General features: G+C 72.0%; 13 protein-coding genes. 6 read left to right on the plus strand and 7 right to left on the minus strand.

Annotation, left to right across the window (positions count from 1 at the left end; all coding sequences use genetic code 11):
• Positions 1-69: 69 nt before the first annotated feature.
• The 3 genes from BIV23_RS19930 to BIV23_RS19940 are packed head-to-tail and all read right to left on the minus strand — an operon-like array spanning position 70 to position 3,131.
• Positions 70-663: a TetR/AcrR family transcriptional regulator gene (locus BIV23_RS19930; RefSeq protein ID WP_071375821.1), complete on the minus strand. Its 594-nt coding sequence runs from the start codon at positions 661-663 to the stop codon at positions 70-72.
• Positions 664-690: 27 nt separating this feature from the next.
• A complete protein-coding gene (locus tag BIV23_RS19935; RefSeq protein WP_071382257.1) occupies positions 691-2,361 on the minus strand; it encodes a class I adenylate-forming enzyme family protein in 1,671 nt (556 codons plus the stop codon).
• Complete coding sequence (locus BIV23_RS19940) at positions 2,358-3,131, minus strand: SDR family oxidoreductase (protein WP_071382258.1); 774 nt, start codon at positions 3,129-3,131, stop codon at positions 2,358-2,360. The genes BIV23_RS19935 and BIV23_RS19940 overlap by 4 nt, the downstream gene beginning before the upstream one ends.
• Positions 3,132-3,226: 95 nt before the next feature.
• Here BIV23_RS19940 and BIV23_RS19945 point away from each other — a divergent pair, with 95 nt between their 5' ends.
• Positions 3,227-4,447 (plus strand): exo-beta-N-acetylmuramidase NamZ family protein, encoded by a 1,221-nt coding sequence (locus tag BIV23_RS19945; RefSeq protein ID WP_071382259.1) that lies wholly within the window; start codon positions 3,227-3,229, stop codon positions 4,445-4,447.
• 29 nt (positions 4,448-4,476) lie between these two features.
• Positions 4,477-5,772 carry a serine-threonine protein kinase gene (locus BIV23_RS19950; protein ID WP_071382260.1) on the plus strand — a complete coding sequence of 432 codons (1,296 nt, stop codon included), beginning with the start codon at positions 4,477-4,479 and terminating at the stop codon, positions 5,770-5,772.
• Positions 5,773-5,811: 39 nt separating this feature from the next.
• Here the strand turns inward: BIV23_RS19950 and BIV23_RS19955 are convergent, their stop codons facing one another.
• Complete coding sequence (locus BIV23_RS19955; RefSeq protein WP_071382261.1) at positions 5,812-8,601, minus strand: penicillin acylase family protein; 2,790 nt, start codon at positions 8,599-8,601, stop codon at positions 5,812-5,814.
• A 219-nt stretch (positions 8,602-8,820) separates the two neighbouring features.
• Between BIV23_RS19955 and BIV23_RS19960 the strand changes: the two genes are divergently transcribed.
• The 3 genes from BIV23_RS19960 (at position 8,821) to BIV23_RS19970 (ending at position 11,439) form a co-directional block, all read left to right on the plus strand.
• Positions 8,821-9,423: a hypothetical protein gene (locus tag BIV23_RS19960; RefSeq protein WP_071382262.1), complete on the plus strand. Its 603-nt coding sequence runs from the start codon at positions 8,821-8,823 to the stop codon at positions 9,421-9,423.
• A gap of 96 nt (positions 9,424-9,519) precedes the next feature.
• The gene (locus tag BIV23_RS19965; protein WP_071382263.1) at positions 9,520-10,278 is read left to right on the plus strand and encodes a 3-keto-5-aminohexanoate cleavage protein; all 759 of its coding nucleotides are present in this window, start codon (positions 9,520-9,522) and stop codon (positions 10,276-10,278) included.
• A 93-nt stretch (positions 10,279-10,371) separates the two neighbouring features.
• Positions 10,372-11,439, plus strand: a complete 1,068-nt coding sequence (locus BIV23_RS19970; protein ID WP_071382264.1) for an RNA ligase (ATP) — start codon at positions 10,372-10,374, stop codon at positions 11,437-11,439.
• 61 nt (positions 11,440-11,500) lie between these two features.
• On the opposite strand, the gene soxR is transcribed toward BIV23_RS19970, so the two are convergent.
• Complete coding sequence (gene soxR, locus BIV23_RS19975; RefSeq protein WP_071382265.1) at positions 11,501-11,959, minus strand: redox-sensitive transcriptional activator SoxR; 459 nt, start codon at positions 11,957-11,959, stop codon at positions 11,501-11,503.
• Positions 11,960-12,064: 105 nt separating this feature from the next.
• Between soxR and BIV23_RS19980 the strand changes: the two genes are divergently transcribed.
• Positions 12,065-12,526 (plus strand): MaoC family dehydratase, encoded by a 462-nt coding sequence (locus tag BIV23_RS19980; RefSeq protein WP_071382266.1) that lies wholly within the window; start codon positions 12,065-12,067, stop codon positions 12,524-12,526.
• Positions 12,527-12,538: 12 nt separating this feature from the next.
• Here the strand turns inward: BIV23_RS19980 and BIV23_RS19985 are convergent, their stop codons facing one another.
• Entirely contained in the window at positions 12,539-13,162 is a 624-nt protein-coding gene (locus tag BIV23_RS19985) for a TetR/AcrR family transcriptional regulator (RefSeq protein WP_071382267.1), read from the minus strand.
• Between the two features lie 103 nt (positions 13,163-13,265).
• Positions 13,266-13,553 (minus strand): YiaA/YiaB family inner membrane protein, encoded by a 288-nt coding sequence (locus BIV23_RS19990; RefSeq protein ID WP_071375916.1) that lies wholly within the window; start codon positions 13,551-13,553, stop codon positions 13,266-13,268.

Raw genomic sequence — 13,553 nt, forward strand, 5'->3', positions numbered from 1 at the left:
AAGGAGCACGGGTAAGGGGCGTCCGCCGGGCGGACGCCCCTTACCCGTGCGCTGCTCACGCCTGCGCCGCTACGGCCGCAGCGCCCGCAGCAGCAGGTCCGCCAGGTGGTCGGCGACCTGCTGCGGGGTGAGCGGGCCGTTCGGGCGGTACCAGGTCGACAGGTGGTGGACCGAGCCGAAGTGGTAGTCCACGACCAGGTCGGCCGGGGTCGCCGTGGAGAAGACGCCCTCCTTCTGGCCCTCCTCGATCAGCGCGCGGAACCGTTCGTGGTAGCGCCTGCGCTCGGCGCGGACCTGCTTGCTCTTCTCCGGGCTCAGATGGTGCATCGAGCGGAAGAAGATCATCGCGTCGTCGAGGTTCTCGATCGTCGTGACGACCACGTCCGCCGCGGCGCCGCGCAGCCGCTGCTCGACGGGTGCGGCCATGTCGGCGAAGTGGTCGAGCCGCTCCATCTGGAGGCGCAGCACGCGCGCGTACACCTCGTGCAGGAGGTCGTCCTTGGAGCCGAAGTAGTGGTACAGCGCCCCCTTGGTGACGCCCGCCGCCTCCACGATCTCCTGCACCGAGGTGCGGTCGTAGCCCTGCTCGGCGAAGAGCCGGGTGGCGGCGGCCAGCAGCCGCTGCGGGACGGGCGTCCCGTCCCCGTCCGTCGTCCTGGGCACTGCGGGCCACCTGCCTTTCCGTGTTGCTCAGTCGTTGTCGTGCGCGCGGGAACGCAGTTCCCGGCGGAGGATCTTCCCACTCGCCGTCTTCGGCAGCTCGGGCAGGATCTCCACCTGACGCGGGTACTTATAAGCCGCAAGTCTCTCCTTGCAGTACACCGCGAGTGCGTCCGGGTCCGTCTCGGCGCCCGGACGCAGGCTGATATACGCCTTGACGGTCTCGCCACGATAGCCGTCGGGCACCCCGACGACGGCCGCCTCGCGTACCGCCGGGTGGGTGTAGAGCACGTCCTCGACCTCGCGCGGCCACACCTTGAAGCCGGACGCGTTGATCATGTCCTTCTTGCGGTCGACGACGTAGAGCCAGCCCTGCTCGTCCATGAAGCCGATGTCGCCCGTGCGCAGCTCGCCGTCCGGGAAGGTCTCGGCGGTGGCCTCCGGGCGCCGCCAGTAGCCGGGGATGACCTGCGGGCCGCGTACGACGATCTCGCCCTGCTCCCCGAACGGCACCTCCTCGCCCTGGTCGTCCAGGATGCGCACGAGCGTGTCGGCGCCGGGCAGGCCGACCGACAGCGTCCCGGAGACGGGGTCCACCGGCGCCTCCAGGCCGGGCGGCACGGAGGCGCAGGGGGCGGTGCACTCGGTGAGGCCGTAGCCGACCCGGATGTAGGGCCCGAAGCGCTCCCGGAACCCCTCGACGAGGGCGGGCGGCACGGGGGCGCCGCCCGAGGAGATGTTCACGAAGGAGGCGAAGTGCTCGCGGGTCGCGTCCGGGCGGGCGGCCAGCGCCATGAACGCGGTGGCGGGGCCGACCGTGTAGTGCGGGCGGTGCTCGGCGAACGCCTCCAGGACGACCCCGGGCTCGAAGCGGTAGGTGAGCACCAGGGTGCCCGCGCTGTTCAGACAGGCACCGAACTGGCAGACCATGCCGGTGATGTGGAACAGCGGCGCGAGCGCGTAGTACACGGGCGCCTCGGGCAGTCCGAGCCCGGTGCTCTGCCGTTCGGCGTTGTGCATGATGTTGGCGTGCGTGTTGGTGGCGCCCTTGGGTGTGCCGCTGGTGCCGGAGGTGTAGCTGATCAGGGCGATGTCGTCCGGGCGCGGATCGCGGCCCCCGGGTGCCGTGCCGCCCTGCCGGGCGACGGCCACGAGATCGTCGGCGTCGGCGGCCCGCGGCGGCCGCTCGAATCCGAGCACCCGCGCGTCGTCCCGCGTCTGGAAGTCCAGCTCGGACGCGGTGAGCACGATCCGCACCGGCGAGCCGGCCGCCGTCTCGCGCAGATACGACTCCCAGGCCCGGTCGGAGCAGACCAGCGCGGTCACCTCGCCGTCCCGCAGGACGTGCCCCACCTCGGCCGACTTGTACATCGGGTTGACGGGGACGACGACCGCGCCCGCCTTCCAGGCGCCGAGGAGGGCGAGCACGAAGTGCGGGGAGTTCTGGAGCAGCACGGCCACGCGGTCACCGCGTTCCAGCCCGCGCGCGGCGAGGTGGGCGGCGACGGAGTCGCTCAGCCCGTCCACCTCGCGGTAGCTCAGCCGGGCGTCGAAGTAGGAGAGGAAGGTGCGGTCGGGGGCCTCGGCGACGGCGGCGGCGAGCGCGTGCACCAGCGAGTCGGCGGGGTCGACGGGAGCGCGCTGGGCCTCGTCGAGCAGGGCGAGCCAGGGCCGGTCGGCGTACCGGGAGGGGCGGCTCACCGGGCCTCCTCCCACGCGCGCTGGATGCGGTTCATGCCGCGCAGCCAGCGGTCCGGCTCGGCGGCGCGCGCCTGGTAGAAGCCCGCCACCTCGGGGTGCGGCAGGATCAGGAAGCGGTCCTCCTCGATCCCCCGGAACAGGTCGTCCGCGACGGCCTGCGGCTCGATCGCGGTCGACTGAAGCACCAGCTCGCCGGCGCTGCCGGTCGCGGCCAGCATGTCCGTGCGCACGCCCTGCGGACAGATCGCGTGCACCTTCACGCCCCGGTGCCGGTACGTGAGCGACAGCCACTCGGCGAAGGCGTAGGCGCCGTGCTTGGTGACGCTGTAGGAGGGGGCGCCGATCATGGTGAGCAGCCCGGCGGCCGACACGGTGGACACGAACCGGCCGCGGCCGCGCTCCAGCCAGTCGGGCAGCAGCTCGTGGGCCGCGCGGACGTGCGCCATGACGTTCACGTCCCAGGACAGCGCCCAGGACCGCTCGTCGAGCGGCCCGCCCGCACCGCCGTCCTCGAAGGCGACCCCGGCGTTCGCGCAGTAGACGTCGACGGTGCCGCCGAGTGCGTCCCGGGCGTCGGCGACGATCGCGGAGGCGTCGCCGGGCACGGCGGTCCCGCCGATCTCCGCGGCCACCGCCTTCGCCTTCTCGGCGTCCAGGTCGTTCACGACGACCCGCGCCCCCTCGGCGGCGAACCGCCGGGCCAGCGCGGCCCCGATCCCTCCGCCCGCCCCCGTGACGACCACTCCCGCATCCTGCACGGCTTCCACCATCGGTCTCCTTCGACACGACGCGACTCGGCTCAGCGTTCGCCAGACTAACCAGTCGGTATGTGTAAAAGGAAGAGTGACCGCACCACCCTCAAGGCATGCATCTGTCCCGACGGAACCTCCTCGCGTCGGCCACGCTGGCCGCCGCCCCACGCCCGCCGCTGCACCGCGAACGATTGCGAACCGGCTTCGAAAGGCTCGCGGCCGACGGCTACTCCCTCCTGCGGGACCAGCGCGTCGGCATCGTCACCAACCCCACCGGCATCACCCGGGACGCCCTGCACATCGTCGACGTGATGCACCGGGACCCCCGGGTGCGGCTGACGGCGGTCTTCGGCCCCGAGCACGGCTTCCGGGGCACCGCGCAGGCCGGCGGCTCCGAGGGCCGCTCCACCGACCCGGCGACGGGCCTGCCGGTCTACGACACCTACCTCAAGAGCGGGCAGGCCCTGGCCGACATCTTCACCACCGCCGGCGTCGACACGGTCGTCTTCGACATCCAGGACGTCGGCGCACGCTTCTACACGTACATCTGGACGCTCTACGACTGCATGGCGGCGGCGCGGCTCGCGGGGAAGCGGTTCGTGGTCCTCGACCGGCCCAGTCCGGTGACCGGCCGCGAGGCCCGAGGACCGGTCCTGCACAAGGAGTTCGCGACCTTCGTCGGCCGGCAGCCCGTCGCGCAGGCGCACGGCATGACCGTCGCGGAGCTGGCGCGGCTGTTCAACGGGGAGTTCCTGGAGAAGGCCGTCACGCTGGACACCGTCCTGATGAGCGGGTGGCGGCGCTCGGACTGGTACGACGCCGCCACCCTGCCGTGGGTGCCGCCGAGCCCGAACATGCCGACCCCGGACACGGCGCTCGTCTACTCGGGTACCGGCATGTTCGAGGGCACCAACCTCTCGGAGGGCAGGGGCACGACGAGGCCCTTCGAACTGCTCGGCGCCGAGGGCGTCGACGGCCGCTGGGCCGCCACCGCGAACGAACTCGCCCTGCCCGGCGTGCGGTTCAGGGAGGCCTACTTCGCGCCCACGTTCTCCAAGTTCGCGGGCCGGACGGTCGGCGGGGTGCAGATCCACGTGACCGACCGGACCGCCTACGACCCCGTGCGCACCGGGATCGCGCTCCTGGTGACCGCGAAGCGGGTCTGGGCGGACTTCGCCTGGCGGCCGGACCACTGGATCGACACGCTCACCGGTTCGGCCCGGGTGCGCACGATGATCGACGCGGGCGCGGGCACGGACGAGGTGACAGGCGCCTGGCAGGACGAGCTGGCCGCGTTCCGGCGCACGCGAAAGGGGTATCTCCTGTACGAGTGAGGCGCGATGTGTGGCCGAGGGAGCCCGGCATGGCGGATCCTGGAATGAGCGTGACTCCCTACTGGGAGCTGACCTTCGACGCGGACGGGGACGTGGACGGCCCCGAGCGCGACCGGTTGCTGGCACAGGTCGGGGAGCGCGGCGTCCGAGACCTGATCGTCTTCGCCCACGGCTGGAACGACGACCGTTCGAGCGCGACCGCGCTCTACCGCCACTTCTTCGCCCCCTTCCCGGGCCTCGCACCGCACGCCCGCCTCGGCTACGTGGGCGTGATCTGGCCGTCGATGCGCTTCAGCGACGAGCCGATCCCCGACTTCCCGAAGTCGACGGCGGTCGCGGTGGCGCAGCCGGCGGGACTGGACGCGAACACGCGGCGCGCGCTGGTGGCCGTCTTCCCCGACCGGGCGGCGCTGATCGGCCAGTTGGCCCGGATGCTGGACGAACGGCCGGACGGCGCGCAGGGGCTGGCCGAGTTCGGGCGGCTGGTGCGGCAGCTGATCGACGGGGAGCGGCGGCCCGGCGTCGCCGACACGGAGGAGGAGGGCGAGCCGCGGGTGTTCGCCGAGGACGCGGCGACCGCGTGCGCGGAGTTCGCCGAGGCGCTCGCGGCGGTCCGGTCCTCGGCGGCCCCTGCCGAGGGGTTCAGCATCCCGAACCCCTGGGAGGGTGCCAAGGAGCTGCTGCGGCAGGCGGCGTACTACACGATGAAGCGGCGCGCCGGGACGGTCGGCGAGCGCGGACTCGGCCCGGCGATCGGGAAGCTGGCGGGGGCGGCGCCCGGGGTGCGGGTGCATCTAATGGGGCACAGCTTCGGCGGGCGGCTGGTGTCGTTCGCGCTGCGCGGACTGCCCGACGGGGTGCGGGCGGTGAAGTCGGTGACGCTGCTGCAAGGCGCGTTCTCGCACTACGCGTTCGCGGAGCGGGTGCCGCAGGCTCCGGACAGGGTGGGAGTGCTGAAGGACGGGCAGCGGCGGATCGACGGTCCGCTGGTGGCCTGCTACTCGCACTTCGACACGGCGCTCGGCACGTTCTATCCGCTGGCCTCGCGGCTGTCGGGGGACGACCGCTCGTTCGCGGGCAGCGAGATCGCGGGCCTGCTGGGGCCGGAGTGGGGTGCCCTGGGGCACGACGGGGTGCAGGCGGTGCCGGGAGCCGCGCGGCTGGACCTCGCGACGGCGCTGGCCTCGGGGCTGCCGACGACGGGGTGCGTGAGCGTGGACGCGGCGTCGGTCGTCCGCCGGGGCGGCCCGCCGGCCGGGGCGCACAGCGACATCGGGCACCCCGAGCTGGCGCGGGTGGTCCTGGCGGCGGGCCGGATCGGCTGAGCCGTCCCGCCACCACGACGTCACCTCGTACGCGTCACCTCACCGGTGCGAGGTGTACTCCACCACCTGCTGGAAGGTAGGCCGGTTCTGCCAGCTGATGTTGCCGTGCTTGATCCCGCCCAGGGTGCGCTGCACGATCGAGTCGGCGCACCACTGGTCGCCCGCGGAGCACAGGGAGTCTCCGGGGTAGACCTGGGCGGCGGTCATGCCGGCGGCCTGGTCCAGGGTGCTGATCAGGATGTTCCGGCAGGAGCCGAGGTCACCGCCGCCGCAGTACTTCTCGGCGAGTCCGCCCTGCACGTTCTCCCCGAGCACCGCCCGGATGTCCTTGTCGACATAGCTCCACCAGCCGTACTGGAAGGAGCTGCCGGCGTGCGAGCCGGTCGGGCCGTGTCCGGCGGAGGGGGCCTCGTCGATCGACAGGTTGTTGGTGAGATCGCCGTACAGGTCGCTGCCGAGCCCCGGTTCGAACTCCGCCTTGACCAGCAGCGGCCACCACGCGTCCAGGATGCGGATCGCGTCGGCGTCGGCGTACGTCTTCGAACCCGCCGAGGTCTCGGTGCGCCCCGCGCCCGCGGTGATCCAGGCCTGGAGCTTGCTCACCGCGGCGGCGGCCGTGGGGTCGGACACCGCCGAGGAGTCGATCACCTTCAGCAGCTTCGGCAGCACGTCCTCGGCGCGCAGGTCGGCGAGGGCCGCGTCCGCCATGGCCTGCACCAGCTCGGTCCGGGTCACCCCGCCGGCCGCGACCAGCTTCTTCACCCGGTCGTCCAGCAGATTGCCGCGGTGCACCGAGCCGTCGCCCCAGGACGCGGTCGTGTAGTCCTTGGCCTGCTTGTTGTTCCAGGAGACGTAGTAGTCCTGGTCGACGGAGTTGGGGTGCGCGGAGGCCGGGGTGTAGTCGGCCGTGTTGGTGTCCGGGTCCCAGTTCCGCCACTCGTACGCGGGCTGCGCCCAGACGGGGAACTCGGCGTCGACACCGGCGGCCCGGACCGGGTTGTCACCGCTGTTGTAGTACGCGGTGTGCCGGGAGTCGGCGTAGAACCAGTTGAACGTGAAGTTGATGTGCTGGGCCGCGCTCTGGAAGTCCTGGGGGCCCTTGACGTAGTCGGGGTCGTTCAGCATCTGGAAGCCGATGATCGAGTCGGCCTCGTGCAGGTAGGACGAACGCAGCGTGGTGTAGGCGACCTTCTTGCCGCCGACGGTCGCGCGGTACTCCACCGGCCCGTACTTCGTGCGCCAGACCTTCATGGTGTACGACCCCGCCGGCGTGCTGTCGGCCGTGGTCGGTGACCAGGAGTTCTTCTGCTCGACCTCGTCCATGGCCGTACAGGTGCCGTGGTACAGGTAGTGGTGGTCGTCCTGGCAGAGCTCGACGGCGTAGGTGTCGATGATGTCCTGGCCCGAGGTGGTCGCGGACCACGAGTAGTCCTGGCCGCGGCCGAGTTCGACGTACATGCTCAGGCCCGCGAAGGAGGCTCCTCGGGCGCTGATGCCCGGGCCCTGGATCTCCTGGAGCATGAGCAGTTGCGGGGCGAAGTAGCCGGTCTGCGGCCCGAAGACGGCGATCGGGTGCCCGCTGGCGGTGTACTTGCCGCTCACGACGAGGGCGTTGGACATCCCGCGGTGGGACGAGCTGAGCGTGGTCTTCGCCGCGGCGGCGGAGGTGCTCTTCGCGGCCGCGGTGGCCGCGCTGCCCGTACGGTCGTAGACGAGCGGCTCCTGGGTGACCGAGCCGGCGTCGGGCAGGGCCTCGCCCTGGGCGGTGTCCGGCTTGCCGCCGTAGGGGAAGCTCGTTCCGTCGTGGACGGTCAGGACGGCCTCGGGGTCGTTGCGTTCGCGGAAGGACTCCCAGACCTTGGTGCCCTCCTCGACCCCGTACTTCTGCTGGGCGGCGAGCAGGGAGACCGCGTTGTTGACCTCGCCGCCGCCGCCGGAGCCGAACAGCGTGCCGATGACAGAGGCCAGCGCGACCAGGTCGGTGATCTTGAAGTGGTCGATGGTGCCGGCGTTGGTGATCGCGTCCTTGTGGCCGGTCAGGTCGTACTCGCCGGGGAAGTAGCGGCCGCTGTCGGAGGCGTCGATGTACGAGTTGATGCCCGCGAGGTAGGCGCCCGCGTCGGCCAGGGCCTGCTGTCCGCGGGCGCCGTTCCTGGCCACCGCGTTGTCGATCTGCGCCTGGAGGTCGGCCTCGGTGTAGGGCGCGTTGCGGTAGAACTCCTGCTCCAGGCCCTGGTTGGCGGCGGCGCCGCCGGCGAAGGAGGTCAGCTGGCCGCGGCCGACGTGCCGGAATACGTCCATCAGCCACAGCCGGTCCTCGGCCGCCGCGTATCCGGCGCCGAACTCGGCGCCGTACCGGGTGGTGCCTGTGATGTGCGGCACACCGGTCTTCTTGTCGCGGACGATCGTCACGTCACTGCGGCCGGCCGGGTTCTCGGTGGACGCGACCTGGTCGGACGGGACGCCGAACGACGAGTCGTTGAAGAAGTTGTCGATCGTCGCGTCCGTCAGGCCCTTGTAGCCGCTCGCCAGGTTCGCGTACGGACCGAGCTGGTCCTCGGCGTGCGAAGGCTGGGTGCCGAAGGCCTGGTTGAGCAGGATCTGCGCGAGGGTGGCGTTGCCGTTCTCGCCGGGCGGCAGGATGTCCGAGCACTGGCCGCCGCAATAGTCGTTCGAGGCGGCGGCCGGGGCGGCGGACGCCGCCGTCTGTGCGAGAGGGGAGAGCAGCCCGCCGACGAGGACGCAGATCGAGGCGGTCTTCAGGAACCTGGTGAAGCGGCGGGACGTTCTCAGTCTGACAAGGGCGGTGCGTGGGGTTCGCCGTGGCATGGCAGCTCCTAGCGACTGGGGTGGCCGAAGGTTACCGCCGGTATCCCCAGCTTTAAAGATGAACATGCGTCAGTTTCTGGAGTCAGCAAGCAGAACCACGAGACGAGATGGAGCCGAATCGCCTGTCGATACGTCTACTCGTCGACGCCGTTGCGAAGTCCGCGCGGCAACGCCGAAGTGACCGAAGTACAGGTGCAGGTGTGACGGAGGTGCAGGGCGATGGCGGGTTTCCGGAGTCTGGCGAGACAGGTACGCGATCCGGGCTGCGATCTGGCACTGCGGCGGTACTCACTGCGCAAGTGCCTTGAGAAGTTCGCCCCTTACGGGCATCGGGCGACCTGGGACCATCTGTGCTCCCGGGCGGGCTTCGACCCGGAGGACCGCTCCCCCGACCCGGCGCGGCTCGTGGCCGCACTGGAGGAGCTGGAGGAGGCCCGGTCCGTCTGGCTCGCCTACGAGACCGACTTCACCGAGCGGCGCAGGAAGGAGAAGCACGACGGGCTGCGCCGGCCCGGCAGCGTGGACGACTGGCACCGGATGACCTGGGGGGGCTTCGGGGTCGCCTGGTGCGACGACCCGCGGGTGCACCCGGCCGAGCCGCTGGCGGAGGTGCTGCGCCGCCTGATCACCGCGCTGGAGCGCACACCGGGTTCGTGCTGCCCGGTCTGCGGCGCGGACCGCCTGGTCTGGCGCCACGGCCTGGACCACGAGCCGTCCTCCGGCCCCGTCTGCACGGACTGCGGGATCCTCGTCCCGCGCCCGCTGCTCACTGCGCGCGTGCTGGAGTACGCCCGGCGGGAACGGCTGCTGATGTCAGCCTGAGAACAGAGGGTTTCACCCTCGGGGGGTGCGAAGGGGGATGCCGCACCCCTGCCGGGACCGAGCCCGTTGTCAGTGGCGGCTGCCACCATCGGGGGCATGGTGCAGGTCTGTCTGAACGGGCGCCGCTCCGCCGTCGACGGCGCGAGCGTGCCGATGTCGCCACAAGAGCTGGCCCGCAGCGCGGCGGAAGCCGTGGCGGCCGGGGCCACCGAGATCCATGTCCATCCCAGGACGCCGTGCGGCCATGACAGTCTCTCCCCGCGCGTCCTCGCACCCACGCTGGAGGCGATCCGGGCACGGGTCGAAGTGCCGGTCGGGGTGACCACGGGCGCGTGGGCGGAGCCCGACCCCGCGGCCCGGCTCGCGCGGGTGCGCAGCTGGTCGGTGCTGCCCGACTTCGCCTCGGTCAACTGGCATGAGCCGGGCGCCGAGGCGGTCGCCCGGCAGTTGCTGGACACGGGCGTGGGCGTCGAGGCGGGGCTCTGGTCCGGCACGGACGGCGCGGCCCGGTTCGCGTGCTCCCCCCTCGGGCCGAGGGTGCTGCGCGTGCTGGCCGAGGTGACGGACCCGGACGCGGCGACCGCCGGGTCCTCGGCGCGGCAGCTGCTGTCCGCGGTCGGCGAGGCGCACGGCCGCCCGGTGCTGCTGCACGGCGAGGAGGACGGCACCTGGCCGGTGCTGCGCCTGGCCGCCCGCCTGGGCCTCGCGACCCGGATCGGCCTGGAGGACACGCTGTTCCTCCCGGACGGCCGCCGGGCGTCCGGCAACGCCGACCTGGTCGCGGAGGGCCTGGTCCAGTACGCGCGCTCCGGGGGCCGGACAGCAGCCGAAGATCACGACGGTAGCAGCCGCTAATCCACTCGCTCCACCCGTTTGCGGCTCGGAGAGTAGGACGCGATGAAACACGTCTGAGGGCCGTCAAGGTGCCCTTCTCCCCGAGGAGTTGCGATGTCGACGCTGCGCGTCACCGCCGAAGTGCTGACCGTCCACGAGCATCCGAACGCCGACGCGCTCGAACTGGCCCAGGTGGGTCTGTACCGCGCGGTCGTCGCCAAGGGCGCCTATCGCACCGGGGACGCCGCCGTCTACATCCCCGAGCAGGCGGTGCTGCCGCCCGGGCTGATCGAGGAGCTGGGGCTGACCGGCCGGCTGGCGGGCGGCGAGGCCGACCGGGTCAAGGCGGTGCGGCTGCGCGGCGAGCTGTCGCAGGGCATCGTGTGCCGGCCGACGGCGCTGGCCGGCCTGGACCTGGCGCACGCGGCGGCCGAGGGCACGGACTTCGCCGAGCTGCTGGGCATCACCAAGTGGGTGCCGCCGGTCCCGCCGACCATGAACGGCGAGGTCGAGCCGGCGGCGGCGCTGCTGCCCTGGGTCGACATCGAGAACATCCAGCGCTACCCGGACATCTTCGCGCCGGGCGAGCCGGTCGTCCTCACGGAGAAGCTGCACGGCTCGGCCTGCCTGCTGACGTACGTCGCCGACGAGGGCCGGGCGTACGTGTCCTCCAAGGGCTTCGGCGCCAAGTCCCTCGCGCTGAAGGAGGATCCGCGGAACCTGTACTGGCGGGCGGTGCGCGGACACGGCGTCGCCGAGGTCGCGGCACGGCTGTGCGACCGGCTGGGCGCCACCCGGGTCGGCGTCTTCGGGGAGGTGTACGGCGCGGGCGTGCAGGACCTCGCCTACGGCGCGGACGGCCGGCGGGAGACGCTGGGGTACGCGGCGTTCGACGTGTCGGCCGAGATCGACGGCACCGTGCGCTGGCTGGACGCCGCCGAGCTGCTGGCGGGGGAACTGCCGCTGGTACCCCGGCTGTACGCGGGACCGTACGACATCGACCGGGTACGGGAGTTCGCGAGCGGCCGGGAGACCGTGTCCGGGCGGGCACTGCATCTGCGGGAGGGCGTGGTCGTACGGCCCGCGGTGGAGCGGTACAGCGCGGTGACGGGGGGCCGGGCGATCGCGAAGGCGGTGAGCCCGGCGTATCTGACGAGGAAGGGCGGGACGGAGTACGAGTAGGAGCGCCCCGGAGGGGCGCGGGCTGTGCGCCGAACCGCCGGCGGCCGAAGCCGCGCAGCGATCAGCGCCCCTCCGCGAACAGCCGCGATCCCGTCAGCCGCTCGCCGAACACGTCGTCCGGGTTCGACAGCACGCAGTTCTCCAGCGACAGGCACCCGCACCCGATGCAGTCGGTCAGGTGGTCCCGCAACCGGTTCAGCTGCCTGATGCGCTCGTCCAGCTCCGAGCGCCATCTCTCCGACAGCCGCGCCCAGTCGGCACGGTTGGGCGTGCGCTCCTCCGGCAGCTCCGCCAGGGCGTCCCGGATCACGGCCAGCGGGATGCCGACCCGCTGGGCCGCGCGGACGAAGGCGACCCGGCGCAGGGTGTCCCGGCTGTAGCGCCGCTGGTTGCCGGTGGTGCGCCGACTGCTGATCAAGCCCTTGGCCTCGTAGAAGTGCAGCGCGGACACCGCGGCGCCGCTGCGCGCGGACAGCTGGCCGACGGTGAGCTCGTGGATCTTCTCGGGAATCTGGGGCACCTCTCAGAGCCTAGCGGCCGCGCAGTCGTCGCGGTCCGTTGACAGGCGCCCCGCGTCCGACCATGCTAAGCAGTCGCTTAGAGAATCGAGCGAGAGGCCGGGAACATGGCAGAACCGAGGACCTTCACCTCCCCCGACGCGCTGAAGGCGGCCGTGGGCGAGCAGCTGGGGTACACCGACTGGCTGGAGGTCGACCAGAAGCGGATCGACCTGTTCGCCGACGCCACGGGCGACCACCAGTGGATCCACGTGGACCCGGAGAAGGCCGCGACGGGGCCGTTCAAGACGACCATCGCCCACGGCTACCTGACCCTCTCGCTGCTGCCGCTGTTCGGCCCGCAGCTGATCCGGGTCGAGGGCGTGAAGATGGGCGTGAACTACGGGACGAACAAGGTCCGCTTCCCCGCCCCCGTCCCCGTGGGCTCCCGGGTGCGCGCCACCGCGAAGATCACCGGTGTCGAGGACGTCACCGGCGGTGTCCAGGTGACGGTCGCCTTCACCGTGGAGCGCGAGGGCGGCGACAAGCCGGTGTGCGTGGCGGAGTCGGTCTCCCGGTACTACCTGTGACGAGCGGGCGCCCTACCCGGCGCCCACCATCCGCAGGACGAGGTCGGCGTAGAGCGCGCCGACCTCCTCGGGGGTGCGCGGGCCGTTCACGGTGAACCAGCGGGCCACGTCGATGCAGAGCGAGAGCACGGCGAGCGTGGTGCCCCGGACGTCCAGCACGTCGAACTCGCCCGCGGCCACGCCGTCCTCGATGATCCCGCGCACCTCGGCGTCGACCTGGCGGCGCAGCGCCACGATCTCCGCGCGGGCCTCGGGGCCGAGGGCGTCGAGTTCGTACTGCACGACCCGCGCGGTGGTGCGCCGCCCGGCGTGCCACCGCACGAAGGAGCTGACCGCGTCGGCCAGCCGCTCGGCCGCGGTGCCCTCGCGCCGCGCCGCCGTGCGCAGGATGTCGAGGGCCTTGTCGTGGCCGATCCGGCTGATCCGGTGGAGCAGTTCTTCCTTGGTCTTGTAGTGGATGTAGAGCGCGGCCGGGCTCATGCCGGCGCGGCCCGCGATGTCCCGGGTCGTCGTCGCGTGGTAGCCGCGCTCGGCGAAGGCCTCGACGGCGGCGACGAGCAGCCGCCGGGCCGCGTCAGGGGTGACCTGTTCCCACGGCTCCATCTCGCCGCCGGTCGTCTCCTGCGCCGCACTCATCGCTCGCTCGCCCCTCTCGATGACAGGAGCACCACCATACCGCCGAAGGTGAGCGGTCGCTTAGCGCGCCTGCCCGGATCTTCGCGGTCCGGATCTTCGCGGTTCAGATCTTCTCGAAGGGGTCGTGCTCGGCGAGGAGCTTCTCCAGGCGGGCCTGGTCGACCCGGCTGACGATCTGCCCGGCCTCCTGCCGGTCCCGGATCACCTTGGCGAGCGTGAAGGCGGAGGTGACGAGGTACAGGACCGCGATCGCGAGGAAGGCCCGGACCCAGGCGCTGGTGTCGAGCTGGTAGATGCCGATGGCGGTGGCCGCCATGGCGATGGCGAAGGAGGCGACGGACTGGCCGTAGAAGGCGGTCGTGCTCTGCTGCTTGACCGGTGTGTCACTCAT

It is taken from the genome of Streptomyces monashensis, from assembly GCF_001866665.1.
Lineage (GTDB): Bacteria > Actinomycetota > Actinomycetes > Streptomycetales > Streptomycetaceae > Streptomyces > Streptomyces monashensis.

Bases quoted from the DNA above. Each gene is read 5' to 3' on its own strand.
- BIV23_RS19940 (WP_071382258.1), bottom strand. From the start codon at position 3,131: ATGGTGGAAGCCGTGCAGGATGCGGGAGTGGTCGTCACGGGGGCGGGC.
- BIV23_RS19945 (WP_071382259.1), top strand. From the start codon at position 3,227: ATGCATCTGTCCCGACGGAACCTCCTCGCGTCGGCCACGCTGGCCGCC.
- BIV23_RS19950 (WP_071382260.1), top strand. From the start codon at position 4,477: ATGGCGGATCCTGGAATGAGCGTGACTCCCTACTGGGAGCTGACCTTC.
- BIV23_RS19955 (WP_071382261.1), bottom strand. From the start codon at position 8,601: ATGCCACGGCGAACCCCACGCACCGCCCTTGTCAGACTGAGAACGTCC.
- BIV23_RS19960 (WP_071382262.1), top strand. From the start codon at position 8,821: ATGGCGGGTTTCCGGAGTCTGGCGAGACAGGTACGCGATCCGGGCTGC.
- BIV23_RS19965 (WP_071382263.1), top strand. From the start codon at position 9,520: ATGGTGCAGGTCTGTCTGAACGGGCGCCGCTCCGCCGTCGACGGCGCG.
- BIV23_RS19970 (WP_071382264.1), top strand. From the start codon at position 10,372: ATGTCGACGCTGCGCGTCACCGCCGAAGTGCTGACCGTCCACGAGCAT.
- BIV23_RS19980 (WP_071382266.1), top strand. From the start codon at position 12,065: ATGGCAGAACCGAGGACCTTCACCTCCCCCGACGCGCTGAAGGCGGCC.
- BIV23_RS19985 (WP_071382267.1), bottom strand. From the start codon at position 13,162: ATGAGTGCGGCGCAGGAGACGACCGGCGGCGAGATGGAGCCGTGGGAA.
- BIV23_RS19990 (WP_071375916.1), bottom strand. From the start codon at position 13,553: ATGAGTGACACACCGGTCAAGCAGCAGAGCACGACCGCCTTCTACGGC.